This is a genomic window from Intestinimonas sp. HCP28S3_D6 (genome assembly GCF_052065695.1).
Classification (GTDB): Bacteria; Bacillota; Clostridia; order Oscillospirales; family Oscillospiraceae; genus Intestinimonas.
The window spans coordinates 1-15,903 of sequence record NZ_JBQHTM010000016.1; the positions used below are offsets into that span (position 1 = coordinate 1).

General features: G+C 64.0%; 18 protein-coding genes. 15 read left to right on the forward strand and 3 right to left on the reverse strand.

Annotation, left to right across the window (positions count from 1 at the left end; genetic code table 11):
- Positions 1-218: 218 nt before the first annotated feature.
- The 3 genes from ACTNBK_RS07050 to ACTNBK_RS07060 all read right to left on the reverse strand — a co-directional run bounded on the left by ACTNBK_RS07050 (position 219) and on the right by ACTNBK_RS07060 (position 2,520).
- Positions 219-2,006, reverse strand: a complete 1,788-nt coding sequence (locus tag ACTNBK_RS07050) for a sigma 54-interacting transcriptional regulator (RefSeq protein ID WP_441144836.1) — start codon at positions 2,004-2,006, stop codon at positions 219-221.
- Complete coding sequence (locus tag ACTNBK_RS07055; RefSeq protein WP_441144837.1) at positions 1,991-2,137, reverse strand: hypothetical protein; 147 nt, start codon at positions 2,135-2,137, stop codon at positions 1,991-1,993. The genes ACTNBK_RS07050 and ACTNBK_RS07055 overlap by 16 nt, the downstream gene beginning before the upstream one ends.
- 146 nt (positions 2,138-2,283) lie before the next feature.
- Complete coding sequence (locus ACTNBK_RS07060; RefSeq protein WP_441144839.1) at positions 2,284-2,520, reverse strand: hypothetical protein; 237 nt, start codon at positions 2,518-2,520, stop codon at positions 2,284-2,286.
- Between the two features lie 109 nt (positions 2,521-2,629).
- Between ACTNBK_RS07060 and ACTNBK_RS07065 the strand changes: the two genes are divergently transcribed.
- The 15 genes from ACTNBK_RS07065 to ACTNBK_RS07135 all read left to right on the forward strand — a co-directional run bounded on the left by ACTNBK_RS07065 (position 2,630) and on the right by ACTNBK_RS07135 (position 15,857).
- A complete protein-coding gene (locus ACTNBK_RS07065; protein WP_441144841.1) occupies positions 2,630-3,295 on the forward strand; it encodes a Crp/Fnr family transcriptional regulator in 666 nt (221 codons plus the stop codon).
- 1 nt (position 3,296) lies between these two features.
- Positions 3,297-4,370 carry an ABC transporter substrate-binding protein gene (locus ACTNBK_RS07070; RefSeq protein ID WP_441144843.1) on the forward strand — a complete coding sequence of 358 codons (1,074 nt, stop codon included), beginning with the start codon at positions 3,297-3,299 and terminating at the stop codon, positions 4,368-4,370.
- A 47-nt stretch (positions 4,371-4,417) separates the two neighbouring features.
- The gene (locus ACTNBK_RS07075; RefSeq protein ID WP_441144845.1) at positions 4,418-5,239 is read left to right on the forward strand and encodes an ABC transporter permease; all 822 of its coding nucleotides are present in this window, start codon (positions 4,418-4,420) and stop codon (positions 5,237-5,239) included.
- Positions 5,223-5,828, forward strand: coding sequence for an ATP-binding cassette domain-containing protein (locus ACTNBK_RS07080; protein WP_441144847.1), 606 nt, complete (start codon positions 5,223-5,225; stop codon positions 5,826-5,828). Before ACTNBK_RS07075 ends, ACTNBK_RS07080 begins: the two co-directional genes overlap by 17 nt.
- A gap of 205 nt (positions 5,829-6,033) precedes the next feature.
- Complete coding sequence (gene rimP / locus ACTNBK_RS07085; RefSeq protein ID WP_441144849.1) at positions 6,034-6,489, forward strand: ribosome maturation factor RimP; 456 nt, start codon at positions 6,034-6,036, stop codon at positions 6,487-6,489.
- 14 nt (positions 6,490-6,503) lie between these two features.
- Complete coding sequence (gene nusA / locus ACTNBK_RS07090; RefSeq protein ID WP_441144851.1) at positions 6,504-7,673, forward strand: transcription termination factor NusA; 1,170 nt, start codon at positions 6,504-6,506, stop codon at positions 7,671-7,673.
- A gap of 33 nt (positions 7,674-7,706) precedes the next feature.
- Entirely contained in the window at positions 7,707-7,889 is a 183-nt protein-coding gene (locus ACTNBK_RS07095; RefSeq protein ID WP_441144852.1) for a hypothetical protein, read from the forward strand.
- A gap of 15 nt (positions 7,890-7,904) precedes the next feature.
- Positions 7,905-8,183 (forward strand): RNase P modulator RnpM, encoded by a 279-nt coding sequence (rnpM, locus tag ACTNBK_RS07100; RefSeq protein WP_294513520.1) that lies wholly within the window; start codon positions 7,905-7,907, stop codon positions 8,181-8,183.
- Positions 8,176-8,712, forward strand: a complete 537-nt coding sequence (locus ACTNBK_RS07105) for a L7Ae/L30e/S12e/Gadd45 family ribosomal protein (RefSeq protein WP_441144854.1) — start codon at positions 8,176-8,178, stop codon at positions 8,710-8,712. The genes rnpM and ACTNBK_RS07105 overlap by 8 nt, the downstream gene beginning before the upstream one ends.
- Positions 8,713-8,845: 133 nt before the next feature.
- Positions 8,846-11,239 (forward strand): translation initiation factor IF-2, encoded by a 2,394-nt coding sequence (gene infB / locus ACTNBK_RS07110; RefSeq protein WP_441144856.1) that lies wholly within the window; start codon positions 8,846-8,848, stop codon positions 11,237-11,239.
- Between the two features lie 93 nt (positions 11,240-11,332).
- Positions 11,333-11,671 carry a 30S ribosome-binding factor RbfA gene (gene rbfA / locus ACTNBK_RS07115; RefSeq protein ID WP_130850379.1) on the forward strand — a complete coding sequence of 113 codons (339 nt, stop codon included), beginning with the start codon at positions 11,333-11,335 and terminating at the stop codon, positions 11,669-11,671.
- Between the two features lie 12 nt (positions 11,672-11,683).
- Positions 11,684-12,634 (forward strand): DHH family phosphoesterase, encoded by a 951-nt coding sequence (locus tag ACTNBK_RS07120; protein WP_441144858.1) that lies wholly within the window; start codon positions 11,684-11,686, stop codon positions 12,632-12,634.
- Entirely contained in the window at positions 12,627-13,505 is an 879-nt protein-coding gene (gene truB / locus ACTNBK_RS07125) for a tRNA pseudouridine(55) synthase TruB (RefSeq protein ID WP_441144860.1), read from the forward strand. Before ACTNBK_RS07120 ends, truB begins: the two co-directional genes overlap by 8 nt.
- Before the next feature lie 28 nt (positions 13,506-13,533).
- Entirely contained in the window at positions 13,534-14,433 is a 900-nt protein-coding gene (ribF, locus tag ACTNBK_RS07130; RefSeq protein WP_441144862.1) for a riboflavin biosynthesis protein RibF, read from the forward strand.
- 32 nt (positions 14,434-14,465) lie between these two features.
- On the forward strand, positions 14,466-15,857 hold the full coding sequence (locus ACTNBK_RS07135; protein ID WP_441144864.1) for a DUF1576 domain-containing protein: 1,392 nt from the start codon (positions 14,466-14,468) through the stop codon (positions 15,855-15,857).
- Positions 15,858-15,903 lie beyond the last annotated feature (46 nt).

A 15,903-nucleotide genomic window follows, 5' to 3' on the forward strand; every position in this document is an offset into this window, starting at 1 on the left:
ATAGTGATTGCCCTCCCTTGGAAGAAGTTGTGTGCAAACTTCATTCTACCATGTGGGGAAAATCACTATGGATTTTTTCTTAGGTGTCCAACTTCATTTTACAATCGACCGTATTTTTCGTTACCAGTAACACAGAGAAGATAAAGAAAAAACAGTGCATCGCACCGAATGTATCATTACGATGCGATACACTGTTTTATTTTGATACAATAGCTGGGTTAACCTTTTTTCAATTTACGGTAGAGGGTTGCCCGGCTGATATGGAGCTCCTGGGCGGTGCGGGAGATGTTTCCTCCGTTGCGGGCCAGTGCGCTCTGGATGTAGGCGCGCTCCACATCGGCCAGCTCCTCACCGCTGGCGGGGGACTCACCGGGCGTGACCGGATGCTGGTCCCGGGGCGTCATCCGAGAAAGCAGGTCCAGAATCTTATCCTGGGGAAGGGACTGCTTTTGCAGAAGGTAGATCCGCTCCACCAGGTTGGTGAGCTCCCGCACATTGCCGGGCCAGGCGTAGCCGCGGTAGTGCTCCAAAATGCGGCGGAAGACCAGGCGTTCCTCCTGCGTCCGGTCGGGGACGATACGGTCGTAGATGGAGTCGGCGATCTGGAGAAAGTCGTCCTCCCGGTCCCGCAGGGGCGGGATGTTCACTGTCAGTACGTTGAGACGGTAATAGAGGTCCCGGCGGAAGGAGCCCTCCTCCACCCCACGCATGAGGTCCCGGTTGGTGGCGCCGATGACCCGGATGTCCACCGGGATCACCGTGTCACCGCCCACCCGGCGCACCTCCTTCTCCTGAAGGACCCGGAGAAACTGGGCCTGGAATTCCAGGGGGAGCTCGCCGATCTCATCCAGGAAGATGGTGCCGCCGTGGGCCATTTCGAAGAGTCCGGGCTTGCCGCCCCGCTTGGCGCCGGTGAAGGAGCTGTCTGCATAGCCGAAGAGCTCGGACTCCAGCAGACTTTTGGAGAGGGCGGTACAGTTGACGGCCACGAAGGGCCCGTCCCGCCGGGGACTGGCGTTGTGGATGCCCTGGGCGAACATCTCCTTGCCGGTGCCCGTCTCTCCGTAGAGCATGATGGTGAAGGGGGCGTCGGCAAAGCGCTGGGCCATCTCCTTGGCGGCCAGCAGGGCGGGGGAGGTGCCCACGATGTCGGAGAGCCGGTACTTGGCCAGCAGTCCCTTTTCATGGAGCTTGATGCGCACGTTGCGCTCGGTGCTCTGGATGGATTTGATGTCCTGGAAGGTGGCCACCACCCCCTGGATCTTGTCGTTGACAATGATGGGGACCCGGTTGGTGGAGACCAGGGTGCCGCCGATGGTCATGAGCTGGTCGGTCTCCATGGTGCCGCTGCGGAGGACCGCCGTCATGTGGGTGTTGGGGAGCACCTGCCCGATGGGCTTGCCGATATAAGGGGCCTGAGACGGGCCGAGCAGCCGCTCGGCCACCTGGTTGGTGACCTCCACCCGGCCCTGGGCGTCCACAGCGATGATGGCGTCATGGGTATAGTTGAGGATGTTCTGATAGCGCTCCAGCTGGATCTGGAGGGCCTCCTGCTTCCGGGCGTTCTCCCGCTGGAGCTCGCAGAGCTGACAGGCGTTCTCGATGGCTTGGGAGACGGCGATGTCCGAGCTCTCCATGAGGACATAGGGGAGACCGGCCTCTTTGGCGTAGCCGGCGGAGACGATGCCGCCAATGCCCCACACCGCGCCGTCGGCTGCGGCCTGCTGGACACAGGCCCGGCAGGAGGCGGTGTCGGAGAATTGGTAGTGGCGCATTTGGATATTCATCAGGTAGCAGATGGTTTTCAGCTCGTCACTGGGGGGCTCGTAGGCGAAAAAGGCGATGGGGCCGCGGACGTTCTGCACCTGTTGGATGGCCGGAATGTAGTCGGAGGCCACCACGGGGATGTTGACCACCGGGGTGTGCAGGGTACGCTGAATGAGCTTTCGGGTGACGCCCCGACTGATGAAGATCCAGGTGCCTTGCTCCATCATTTTTTTGCCCATTCCGCGGCATCCTCCAGCACCGCCGTGTGGACGGGAATGGACAGGTCGCGCTTCTGGATGATAGCGGCGGCACGTCGGGCCAGCATGTCCGTGGGGGCGATAAAGCAGATCTCACTGCGCGCTTGTGTCATGGCAGTCTCCTTTTGTGGACGTCTGAGTGCGGCCGGCGGATGCCGGTCCTGGTATGAGTAGACCATATTGTAGCGGAACCGGCGGGAAAAAGCAATTAAAAAAAATTGGGGGGGCCGCCCCGGTGGGGGCCCCCCCCACAGAATGGTCAGGGGCGAACGCCCATGGCCTCCAGCAGCTCTTCCAGCAGCCGGTTCTGGCGCCGGAGGAGGGAAACCACCTCCTGACAGGTGGGGCAGGTCCCGACGCACTGGCCGGGGGTGCAGACCCGGGTAGGGGTGTCAGCCAGAGCTGCCTGACGGGCTGCGGCGGCCTGGACACAGGCCAACTCCGCCGCCTGCCGCTGCCGCGCCTGACAGTGGGGACAGTGGTTGCGGTATCCCATCCTGGAGATCCCTCCTTTCCTCCTCATCTTATGTTCGGGATTGACTTTGGTCCATCCAGGGGGTAAAATCTAAAAGTGTCTGAAATGAGACAGAAAGTGGGGCGAGGGAATGGCGGAGGACTGGAGCGGAGAGCAACTGGCCGCCCTGGCCCGGACAGAGCTCTTTCGGGAGGTGCCGGAGGAGCGGCTCCGCCGGGCGGCGGAGGACCCGGACTGCCTGCGGGAGCAATTTCCAAAAGGGACGGTCATTTACAGCCCCAGCCGGTTCCGCCGGTGCCTGGGGGTATTCCTCTCCGGCCGGGCCAGGGTTACCAAAGGGGCTCTGGTCATGAGCACCCTGGAGCGGGGGGCCTTTTTCGGCGCGGCGGCCCTCTTCCACCGTCGGGACCGCTATGAGACCACCATCACCGCCCTCACCCCCTGCACTGTGGCCTTCTTCCCGGAGGAGCTGGTGGCCGAACTGCTGGACGACTGCCCGGCTTTCCGCTGGAGCTACATCGCCTACCTTTCCGAGCGCATCCATTTCCTGAGCCGGAAGGTGGAGGGCCTCACCGCCCCCAAGGTCACGGGAAAACTCGCCCGCTGGCTGCTGGAGTCGGGGCGGGAGGAGGTCTCCTGCCCTGCCACCGAGCTCTCCCGCCGTCTGGACGTGAGCCGCGCCTCACTCTACCGCGCCTTTGAGGAGCTGGAGGGGGCGGGGGCCATCCGCCGGGCGGGAAAGACCATCGTCATCCTGGACCGTAGGGTCCTGGAGATACAGAATGGAGGAACTTAGCATGAAAAGAAAACTGCTCGCCCTCACCATGGCCCTGCTGATGCTGGGCGGCGCCCTGGCCGGCTGTGGTCAGAAGAGCGCCGAGACCAGCCCCGTGCCGGAGACCGCCGCCCCCGAGACCAGCGCCCCGGTGGAGACCACCGCCCAGCCCACCCAGGAGGCGGGCGATACCGTCCGCTTCGCCGTCCTCAATGGCCCCACCGGCGTGGGCGCCGCCAAGCTCATGGCGGACAGCGACGCCGGCACCACCGCCAACAGCTATAATGTTGAGGTATTTACCGCCAACGACCAGGTGGCCGCCGGTCTCACCAACGGTGAGATCGACATCGCCGCCGTGGCCTCCAACGTGGCCGCCAGTCTCTACAACAAGACCGACGGCGGCATTCAGATGCTGGCCGTCAGCGGCCTGGGCGTCCTCTATATCCTGGAGAACGGCGACACTGTCCACTCCATGGCCGATCTGGCCGGCCGTACCCTCTACGCTACCGGCCAGGGCGCCAACCCGGAGTACGTCCTCAACTACCTCCTCACCGAGAACGGGGTGGACCCCGCCGATGTGGACATCCAGTGGAAGACCGGCGACGAGATCACCACCCTGATGGTCAGCGGCGAGGCCGACCTGTGCATGCTGCCCGTCCCCGCCGCCACCGCCGTGCAGCTCAAGAACGCCGACGTCCGGGAGGCCCTGGACCTGTCCGCCCAGTGGGACAACCTCCAGAACGGCAGCCATCTCACCATGACCACCATCGTGGCCCGGACCGACTTCATTCAGGAGAATCCCCAGGCTGTGGAGAACTTCCTGAGCGATTATGCCGCCTCGGTGGAGTTCATGAACGACCCGGACAATCTGATCCTCTCCAGCGACGAGAACCCGTCCCAGTTGGTGGCCAGCTATGGTATCACCGCCAACGCCCAGATTGCCGAGGCCGCCATCCCTAAGTGCGCCCTGGTGTGTATCACCGGCGCCTCCAACATGCGCAGCGCCATCCAGGGCTACTATGAGGTCCTCTATCAGGCCAATCCCGACTCCATCGGCGGGGGCATCCCCGACGACGCCTTCTACTACGAGGGGTGAACAAGAGGCTGACTGTCGCTCCCGCCAAAGGCTGGCGGGAGCGGCTTTTGCCCATCCTATTCTGGCTGCTGGTGTGGGAGTGCGCCGCCCTGTGCGCTGGGCACCGGAGCCTGAGTACAGCATGGACGGCCTGGCAGCAGACCGGAGACCCTTCGGGCCTCCTCACCTGCCTGTGGGAGGGCCAGGCCTTCATCCTACCCGCGCCCCCCAGGGTGGCTCAGGAGCTGCTGGAGCTGGTGGGGACGGTGGACTTCTGGCGGACGGCGGCGGCCTCCCTGTGCCGGGTCTTCGCCGGCGCCGCCGTGGGGGTGGGGCTAGGCACCGCCCTGGCCGCCATCACCTCCATTTCCCGGTGGGCCCGTCTCCTCTTCGCCCCGGCGGTGAAGGTGGTCCGGGCCGCCCCGGTGGCTTCCTTTATTATATTGGTGCTGCTGTGGGCCGACCGGAACTGGGTGCCCGCCATCATCGCCGCCCTCATGGTTCTCCCCGTGGTGTGGGGCAACGTGGTCCAGGGGGTGGACAGCACCGACGCCCAGCTGCTGGAGCTCTCCCGGGCCTACGGCTTTTCCCGCCGGCGCACCCTGACCCTGGTGTACGTGCCCTCAGTGCTGCCCTACTTCGCCGCCGCCTGCCGCACCAGCCTGGGTCTGGCCTGGAAGGCGGGGGTGGCCGCCGAGGTACTGTGCCTGCCCAAACTGGCCATCGGCACCCAGGTGAGCAACGCCAAGACCTATTTGGAGACCCCGGCCCTCTTCGCCTGGACCCTGACCGTGCTCTTCCTCAGCTTCGTGGTGGAGGGGGTCCTGGGGCGGCTGCTGGGCCGGCTGGAGCGGGGGAAGGGAGGGAACGACCGTGCTGGAGATCTGTGAACTGACGGTGTCCTACGGAGAAAAGCTGGTCTTGGACCGGTTTTCCCTGACCGTGCCGGGGGAGAGGGTCACCGCCCTGGCCGGACCCTCCGGCTGTGGTAAGACCACCCTGCTGCGGACCCTGATGGGGCTGGAGAAACCATCCTCCGGGGCCTTCACCGGCCTGGACCCGTCCAAGGCAGTCCTCCTCTTCCAGGAAAACCGCCTCTTCCCATGGCGGACGGCGGAGCAGCACATCACCGACGTGCTGCCCCGGCCCGACCGGGAGACCGCCCGGCGGTGGCTGGCGGCGGCGGGGCTGGAGGGAGAGGAGGGGACTTATCCCGCCGCCCTCTCCGGCGGCATGGCCCGGCGGCTGGCCCTGGTCCGGGCCCTGGCCCTGGCGGAGGTCCGCCGGGGGTGGGTGCTGCTGGACGAGCCCTTTGCCGGGGTGGACCCGGCCCGGACGGAGTCCCTCATGGAGGCGGTGTACGGCCTGGGGCTCCCCGTGCTGCTGTGCGCCCACGAAGCCCACACCGTGGCCCTGGCCACCCGGCGGGTGGACCTGGACGGTCCCCCATTGCATGTCATAGCGGAGCCCCGGACCTGACCGCCCGGGTCTCTCCTTTTCAGGGGGAAAAGCCCCTGCATTTTCGAGATTTCCCGGTAAAAATCTTGCAATCAGGCTATCCATATGGTATACTGCCTATACTAGCAGTGTACGTATCCGTCAAGAGTGGGGTCCGCCCCGCTCTTTCTTATTGAAAAAAACGGATCTGCAAGTATCTGGAAAAGCGCGTCAGGGGGGACGAAACATGGCGAAAGTGACCGAACTCACAGCGGGGCTGGCGGCGCCCATCGTGGAGGCTGCCGGATGCTCGCTCTGGGATGTGGAGTACGTAAAGGAAGCGGGGGAGTGGTTCCTCCGGGTCTACATCGACAAGGAGGGCGGGGTGTCCATCAACGACTGTGAGGCGGTGAGCCGTCCCCTCAGCGACGCCCTGGACGAGGCCGATCCCATCGAGGGGAGCTATACCCTGGAGGTATCCTCCGCCGGCGCCGACCGGGTGCTCAAGAAGCCGGAGCACTTCGCGGCCTTCCTGGGCAGCGAGGTGGACGTGAAGCTCTACCGGGCCCGGGAGGGGCGCAAGGAGCTCACCGGTGTGCTCAAGGGCTATGACAACGGGGATGTGACCGTGGAGCTCCCCGGCGGAGACGCCACTTTGGAGAAGAAAGACGTTGCTCAGGTGCGGCTGCACGTGAGCTTTTAAGGGAGAGTAACGAAATGCCGAGAAAGAACGCGAAAAAGACCAACAGCAGCGAGAACGACGGCCAGGAGTTTTTCGCCGCCATTGCCCAGATCGAGAAGGAGAAGGGCATTCCCGCCGGCTATATGATGGAGAAGATTACCCAGGCCCTGGCCTCCGCCTACAAGCGGGACCATGAGGGCGCCGGGGACAACATTGAGGTCAAGGCCAACCCGGCCACCGGCGAGGTGCGCATGTTCATCCTCAAGGACATCGTGGAGACCGTGGACAACCCGGCCACCGAGATGTCCCTGGAGGAGGCCCGACGGGCCATCCCCCACGCCGAGCTGGGGGACGTGGTCCGCATCGAGGTCAAGCCCAAGAACTTTGGACGCATCGCCGCCCAGACCGCCCGTCAGGTCATCATCCAGGGCATCCGGGAGGCCGAGCGGGGCATGATCTATGACGAGTTCAGCTCCAAGGAGCACGAGATCCTCACCGGCATCGTCACCCGCATCGATCCCCGCAGCGGCGCCGCCAACCTGCGCATCAGCTCCAGCAGCGAGTACACCGAGGCCTTCCTGGCCCCCGGCGAGCAGGTCCGCGGGGAGGAGATCCACGAGGGCGACCGGCTGAAGGTCTACGTGGTGGAGGTCCGCCGCTCCACCAGAGGGCCCCAGGTCCTCATTTCCCGCACCCACCCCGGCCTGGTCAAGCGCCTCTTCGAGCTGGAGATCCCTGAGATCTACGACGGCACCGTGGAGGTCAAGTCCATCGCCCGCGAGGCGGGCAGCCGCACCAAGATCGCCGTCTGGTCCGCCGACGAGAACGTGGACCCCATCGGCGCCTGCGTGGGCCCCGGCGGCCAGCGGGTCAACAACATCGTGGAAGAGCTCCACGGCGAAAAGGTGGATATCATCAAGTACAGCGAGGACCCCACCGCCTATGTGGCGGCGGCCCTCTCTCCCGCCGACGTGGTCAGCGTGGACCTGTTGCCCGACGGCAAGAGCTGCCGGGTGCTGGTGCCCGACGACCAGCTCTCCCTGGCCATTGGTAAGGAGGGCCAGAATGCGCGACTGGCGGCCAAGCTGACGGGCTATAAGATCGACATCAAGCCGGAGTCTGACCCGGGAGAGCTGCCCACGGCGGAGGACACCGAGGTGGAGATCGAAGAGGAGCCCGAGGAGAGCGTGGACATCGAGGAGTAAAGCTCTGGCACAGATCCGCTGGAGGCGATGGGCGTGGACTGGAAGAAATGGGACTGGTTTTTCGTCCCAGACGGTGACCGCCGGCCCGCTGCGGAGGAGACCGGCCTGCCGGAGGAGGCTCCGGCGGAGGACGGTACGCAAGAGACAGAACCCTTTGCCGTCTGGGAGGAGGACCCCTTGGATTTGGATGGCGGCGGGGGAGACGATATTTGGTAAAGGGGGGCGTGTGACATGCCGAAGAAGATCCCCATGCGGCAGTGCGTGGGCTGCCGGGAGATGAAGGAAAAGCGTCAGCTCATCCGGGTGGTGCGTTCCCCCGAGGGAGAGGTCTCCCTGGATTTCAAGGGCAAGAAGCCGGGGCGGGGGGCCTACGTGTGTCCTGATCCGGAGTGCCTGAAAAAGGCCCGGAAGTCCAAGGCCCTGGAGCGGGCCTTTTCGGCGGCCCTGCCGCCGGAGGTCTATGAGGCCCTGGAGGGCCAGATGAAGACGGGGGAGGAGCAGAATGGATAACGCGCTGCGGCTCATCGGCCTGGCCCGGAAGGGCGGCCGCGTGGAGGTCGGCGAGGAGCCTGTGGCAGCCGCCACCCGGGCACACAAGGCCCGGCTGGTGGTGCTGGCTTCCGACGCCGCCGACAACACCCTGCGCCGGGCGTCCCACTTCGCCCTGTCCGCCGGGGTACCCGTTCTCCAGAGCCCCTATACCAAGGGGGAGTTGGGACTCGCTGTGGGCCGCTCCTCCTGCGCCATGCTGGCCCTCACCGACTATGGCCTGGCGGCCGCCTTCGCTCGTAAGCTGGCGGAGGCGGACGGGGCGCAGTACGGCGAGACGGCCGCCGACCTGGAGGAAAAGGCCCAGCGGGCCCTCCAGCGGCAGAAGGAACAGCGGCGGCATGAGAAGAAGCTGGAGCGGGCGGCGGCCAAGCCCTGGGCCGCCCCCGCCAGACCGGCGGCGCCCGGCAAGGCGTCCGGCCGGAAGAAGAAGGAGCGGAAAGGTCCCGGAAAGGGTACAAAGCGCGGAGGAGGGCGTCACGTGACGTGAAGGGGTACAGATGAGGCCGCGGATGCGGCAGGAAGGAAGTAACGGCCTGCGGATCGCTTCAATACGCAAGCCCGGATCTCCGCTCCGGGTTTTCGTATTGGAGTGATCCCAACGATCAACGGAGGGAATTTATTTGAGTAGTCTGATCAAGTACAGAGTTCGGGATGTGGCCAAGGACTTTGACCGCACGCCCAAGGAGATCATCAACATTCTGGGCAAGTACGGGGAGGCCCCCAAGAACAACATGCAGGTGCTGGAGGACGGCGAGCTGTCCATCCTCTTCGACTACCTGACCCAGAACAACCAGGTGGCCAGCATCGAGAGCATCTTTGCCGACACCTATCACGAGCCCAAGCCCGCCGCTGAGCCCAAGGCGGCACCCGCGCCCCAGAAGGGGGCGGAGAAGCCCGCCACCGCCACCCAGAGCGGGAGCAAGCCCGCCGCAGGGCAGAACAATGGCGGCAAGGGCCAGCAGCCCCAGCAGCAGCCGGCTCAGAAGCCCGCCCAGAGCGCACCCCAGCAAAACACCGTCAGCCGGAAGGTCCCCGAGAAGAAGATCGTGGACACCCGGAAGAGCGGCAATGTGAACCTGGAGAAGTACGACCAGCGGCTGGAGGACCTGGCCGCCGGCAAGACCAAGCAGATGCAGGCCGGCAAGCAGAAGTTCCAGGGCCGGAACCAGCAGCGCCGGGGCGGCGGCTTCCAGGGCAGCAAGCGCCGGGCGGAGGAGCAGGAGAAGATGCGCCGCCTCCAGGCCGAGATCGCCAAAAAGCATCCTCTGGTGGTCAAGATCCCCGACGAGATCGCCGTGGGCGAGCTGGCCTCCCGCATGAAGAAGACCGGCGCCGAGGTGGTCAAGTGCCTCATCAAGAACGGCGTCATGGCCTCTCTCTCCGACGTCATCGACTACGAGACCGCGGCCATTATTGCCGAGGAAATGGGCTGCAAGGTGGAGCACGAGGTCATCGTCACCATCGAGGAGAAGCTCATCGACGTCAGCGAGGATAAAGAGGAGGATCTGGAGCCCCGCGCTCCCGTGGTGGTGGTCATGGGCCACGTCGACCACGGCAAGACCTCCCTGCTGGACTATATCCGTTCCGCCCACGTGGCCTCCGGCGAGGCCGGCGGCATCACCCAGCACATCGGCGCCTACCAGGTGGACGTGGGCGGTAAGCCCGTCACCTTCCTGGACACCCCTGGCCACGAGGCCTTCACCGCCATGCGTGCCCGCGGCGCCATGATCACCGATATCGCCATTCTGGTGGTTGCCGCCGACGACGGCATCATGCCCCAGACCGTGGAGTCCATCAACCACGCCAAGGCCGCCAACATCCCCATCATCGTGGCCATCAACAAGATGGATAAGCCTGAGGCCAATCCTGACCGCATCAAGCAGCAGCTCACCGAGTATGAGCTGGTGCCTGAGGAGTGGGGCGGCGAGACCATCATCTGCCCCATCTCCGCCAAGACCGGCGAGGGCATCGACAACCTGCTGGACATGGTGGTCCTCACCGCCGAGATGCAGGAGCTCAAGGCCAACCCCAACCGCTCCGCCCACGGCGCCGTCATCGAGGCCCGGCTGGACAAGGGCCGCGGTCCCGTGGCCACCCTGCTGGTCCAGAACGGCACCCTGCACCAGGGCGACATCATCATTGCCGGCACCGCCGTGGGCCGTGTCCGCGCCATGACCAACGCCCGGGGCGAGAAGGTCACCGAGGCCGGTCCTTCCGTGCCTGTGGAGATCATTGGTATGGGCGAGGTGCCCGGCGCCGGTGACGACTTCCACGCTGTGGACGACGAGCGCATGGCCCGCGAGCTGGTGGAGCAGCGCAAGCAGGAGCAGAAGGATCGGATGAACGGCCCAGTGGGTCAGAAGGTGTCTCTGGAGGACCTGTTCAGCCAGATCCAGGCCGGCGAGATGAAGAACCTGAACATCATCGTCAAGGCCGACGTCCAGGGCTCCGCCGAGGCCGTGAAGTCCAGCTTGGAGAAGCTCACCAACGAAGAGGTCCGGGTCCGGGTCATCCACTGCGCCGTGGGTGCCATCAGCGAGAGCGACGTCATGCTGGCCGCCACCTCCGGCGCCATCATCGTGGGCTTCAACGTCCGGCCCGACAACAACGCCCGGGATTCGGCCGCCCGCATGAACGTGGATATGCGGATGTACCGGGTCATCTATGACGCCATCAACGAGATCGAGGCCGCTATGAAGGGCATGCTGGCCCCCAAGTTCAAGGAAGTGGACCTGGGCCGGGCCGAGGTCCGCAACGTCTTCCGCATCACCGGTGTGGGTATGGTGGCCGGCTGCTACGTCACCGAGGGCAAGATGCAGCGCGGCGCTCAGATGCGGCTGCTGCGGGACAACATCGTCATCTACGATGGAGCCATCGCCTCCCTCCAGCGCTTTAAGGACAGCGTGAAGGAGGTCGCCCAGGGCTACGAGTGCGGTATCACCTTCGAGAAGTTCCAGGACATCAAGGAGGGCGACATCATCGAAGCCTACCTGATGGAACAGATCGAGGTCTGATCTCGCCGGAAAAGAAACACAACCAAACAGACCCGTTCCATCCCCAAGTCATTTGAGGAGGGGACGGGTCTGTACGCTTGATAGGAGAAAAATATGGCAAGCAATCGTATTGGACGCATCAACGAGGAGATCCAGCGGGAGCTCTCGGCCCTGATCCGGACCGTCAAGGACCCCCGTGTCCACGGGCTGGTCTCCATTACAGCGGTGGACACCGCCCCCGACCTGCGGTATGCCAAGGTCTATGTGAGCATGCTGGACAAGAGCGACGTCAAAGAGGTGGTCAAGGGCCTTAAGTCGGCCAGCGGCTATCTGCGCCGGGAGCTGGGCCAGGCCCTCCAGCTCCGGTATACCCCCGAGCTCACCTTTGTGGCCGATGACTCCATCGCCGAGGGCGCCCACATCCTGGAGCTCATTGAAAAGCTGGACAAGTGAGGTGCCGGAAGCATGGAGTATAGAGAAGCGGCAGCGCTGCTGCTGCGGCAAAATGACATTCTCATCCTGACCCATAAGCGGCCCGATGGGGATACCATCGGCTGTGCCGTGGGTCTGTGCCAGGCCCTGCGGGAGCAGGGTAAGACGGCATGGGTCCTCCCCAACGAGGACGCCACCACCCTCTTCACCCCCTATCTGGAGGGCTATCTGGCTCCGGAGGAGTTCCAGCCCGCCTATGTGGTGTCGGTGGACATCGCCGGCAAGGGGCTCTTCACCCCCGCCGGTGAGGTATGGCTCCAAAAGGGCATCGACTTGGCTTTCGACCACCACCCCTCCCAGGAGTACTTCGCCAAGGAGACCTGTCTGGATGCCGGACGGGCGGCCTGCGGTGAGCTCATCTACGACCTCATCCGCCAGTGGGGGCCGGTGTCTCCGGCGGCCGCCCTGCCCCTCTATGTGGCGGTGGCCACCGACACCGGCTGTTTCCAGTACAGCAACACCACGCCTGCCACCCACCGGGTGGCTGCCGACCTGATGGCCACCGGCATTGACGCTCAGAAGGCCAACAAGCGCCACTTCCGCACCAAGAGCCTGAAACGGCTGAAGCTGGAGTCCCTCATCGTGGACACCATGGACCTCCACGACGACGGCGCCATCGCCATTGCGGCCGTCAGTCTGGCCGATATGGCCCGGCTGGAGGCTACCGAGCGGGACGCCGAGGACATCGCTGCCTTTGTGGGGCAGCTGGAGGGGGTCCACACCTCGGTGACCATCCGGGAGCTGAAGGGTGGGTCCTGCAAGCTGTCCGTCCGCACCGATGAGACCCTCAACGCCACCAAGGTATGCGCCTTGCTGGGGGGCGGCGGCCCCCCCCCCGCTGCCGGCTGCACGGTGCCGGGTACGGTGGAAGAGGCCAAGACGGCCATTATGGACGCCATCCGGAAGGTGCAGGCCGATGGCTAACGGTATTCTGGTCATTGACAAGCCCGCGGACTGGACCAGTATGGACGTGTGCGCCAAGGTGCGTGGCATTTTCCACGAGAAGAGGGTGGGCCACGCCGGTACCCTGGACCCCATGGCCACCGGGGTGCTGCCCGTGTTCATAGGCCGGGCTACCCGGGCGGTGGAGTTCGCTTCTGAATCCGAAAAGGAATATATTGCAGAGCTTAAACTGGGCGTTATTACAAATACCCAGGATACCACCGGTGAGGTGGTGGAGGAGCGACCGGTGACGGTGGGCCGGGACGAGGTGCTGGCGGTGCTGGACCAGTTCCGCGGGGATATTACTCAGATCCCGCCCATGTACTCCGCCATCAAGATCGGTGGTAAGAAGCTCTACGAGTTGGCCCGGAAGGGCAAGGAGGTGGAGCGGGCGCCCCGGCCGGTCTCCATCCATGAGCTGGAGCTGCTGGAGTCCACCGGACCGGCGGACTACCGCCTGCGGGTCCGCTGCTCCAAGGGGACCTATATCCGCACCCTGTGCCACGACATCGGCCAGGCCCTGGGCTGCGGCGGCTGCATGGGCGCTCTGCGCCGGACCATGGCCGCCGGCTTCACCCTGGCTGACGCGGTGACGTTGGAGGCCGTCCAGGCCGCCGCCGACCGGGGGGAGGCGGAAAGTCTGCTGCTGCCGGTGGACGCCTACTTTGCCGGACGCCCCATTCTGATCCTGAAGCCGGAGGAGGAGAAAAAGCTCCGCAACGGTATGACCTTGGTGATGCCCTCTATACCGGAGGGGGAGTACCGGGTCTACGGCGGCGATCAGACCTTCCTGGCCCTGTGCCGGGCGGAGCGGGGCAAGCTCATTACAGTCAAAAGCTTTTTCCCGGTGTGAGCCGGGAGAGGAAAGAGAGACGATTCCATTGAACGAGACAAAACGAGCCATCGCACTGGGCTTTTTTGACGGGGTACATGTGGGTCACGGCGCACTGCTGAGCCGTGTGGGAGAGGTGTCGGCCCAGCAGGGGCTGATCCCCACCGCCTTTACCTTTGATGCCCACCCCGGCAGCCGGATCACCGGAGCGGTGACTCCCCTGATCAACTCTCCCGCCGACCGTGCCGACCTGATGCGGCGGTGCTACGGTATCCAGGAGGTTATCGTGGCCCACTTTGACAGCATGATGCGCATGGACTGGCGGGATTTCGTCACCGAATATCTGGTGAAGGAGCACGGCGCCGCCCATGTGGTGTCCGGTCACGACTTCCACTTCGGCTATAAGGGAGAGGGCAACCCCCAGCGACTCCAGGAGCTGTGCGCCCAGCTGGGCGTGGGTTGTAATATCATCCCCAAGATCGAGCTGGAGGGGATCACCGTTTCCTCTACGTATATCCGTACCCTCATCGCCCAGGGGGAGATGGAGCGGGCCATGGAGTTTCTGGGTCATCCGCACGTGCTCACCGACCGGGTGGGCCACGGGAAGAAGCTGGGCTCCACCCTTGGCTTCCCCACGGTGAACCTCCACTTCCCGGAGGGCGTGCTGGTGCCCGCCCACGGGGTGTATGCCACCCGGGTGTGGTTCGAAAACGGCGATAGCCGTCCCGCTGTCACCAACATCGGCGTCCGCCCCACGGTGGATGACGGGGACAAGGTCAGCGTGGAGGGCTATATCCTGGATTTCTCCGGGGACCTCTACGGCCAGACCATCCGCATGGAATTCTACAAGAAGCTGCGGGGAGAGCGGAAGTTCCCCTCGCTGGAAGCCCTGCGGGAGGAAGTCATGCGCAACGCCCAGGAGACAAGAGACTTTTTCCGCACCGTCTGAACCCAGACCATAGCCAAGAGGGGGGAGCTCCGATGCGATATAAGAACATGTACTTTGCGATCCTGGGGTACGCACTGGCCCTGATCCTGGCGGGACTGATTTTTGATGACCCGGCCAACATCATCCCTGGGCTTTGGAAGATTATCAACATCCAAGATGTGCTTATCACCGACTATGTAGCCATTGCGGGGCCGGGGGCGGCCTTCGTAAACTCTGCTCTGGTGACCCTGATCAGCGCCGCCATTCTGTTCCTCTCCCGGTGCCCCCTCAATGGCTTCACGATCACGGAGATGGGCCTGATGTCAGGCTTTGCCCTCTTCGGGAAGAATATCACCAACATCTGGCCCATCTTCCTGGGTACCTGGATCTATGCCCGTATCCAGAAGGAGCCCTTCTCCAAGTATACCTCGGTGGCACTGCTGGCCACCGCGCTCTCACCGCTGGTGAGCTATATGGCCTATGGAAGTCTTTATTCCCACCCTTTGGGCGGACTTCTCACCGGTGTTCTGATCGGCATGGTGCTTCCCCCTCTGTCGGCCTATACCTACAAGGTGCAAAACGGCATGAACCTCTACAACATGGGCTTTGCCTGCGGCCTGCTGGCCATGATGCTGGTGCCCATCCTCACCGCAGTGGGGGACGCCCCCAGCAGCGTTCTCTATTGGGCGGAGGGGTATAATCTGCGCTTTGGCGCGGCTATGGCGCTGATGTGTCTGGCGTTCATCGTGTGCGGCCTCTTCTTTTCCGACCGTCCGGTCTGGGCCTCCTGGGCGGGTTACCGGCGTATCCTCACCAGTACGGGACGGGCCCCCAGCGACTTCCTGCGTATGGTAGGTACAGGACCGGTGCTCGTCAACATGGGTGTGAACGGGCTTCTGGCCACCGGGTATATCCTCCTGGTGGGAGGAGATCTGAACGGGCCCACCTTGGGAGGCATCCTCACCATCATCGGCTTCTCCGCCTACGGAAAGCATGCAAAAAATATCCTGCCCATCATGTGCGGCGTGCTCCTGGGCGGTATCTTCATGCACTATACCGTGGAAGCACCGGCGCTCCAGCTGGCCGCCCTCTTCGGTACTACCCTGGCCCCCTTCGCCGGTGTCTTTGGGTGGCCTGCAGGCATTCTGGCGGGCTTCCTCCACTCAGCGGTGGTCCTCCAGGCCGGGTATGTGCTGGCCGGTGTCAACCTCTATAACAACGGTTTTTCCGGCGGACTGATCGCCATCGTGCTCTTCCCCCTCATCACGGCCATCTTCCGCCACCGGAAGCCGGAACTGACGCCCAGAAGTCTCTTTGATGTTTTCGAGGAAGACAAGCCAGCGCCTATGGAGCGCGATCTTCCGCCGGAAGAGCGGACCCCGGAGGGAAAGCCGTTCCCCGTCATTCAGGAAAAGCGGGAAGAGCATAAATCGGATCAAGAATAAGAAAATGTGCCGTTTCCCACTGCTGTTAAGGGAAACGGCACATTTT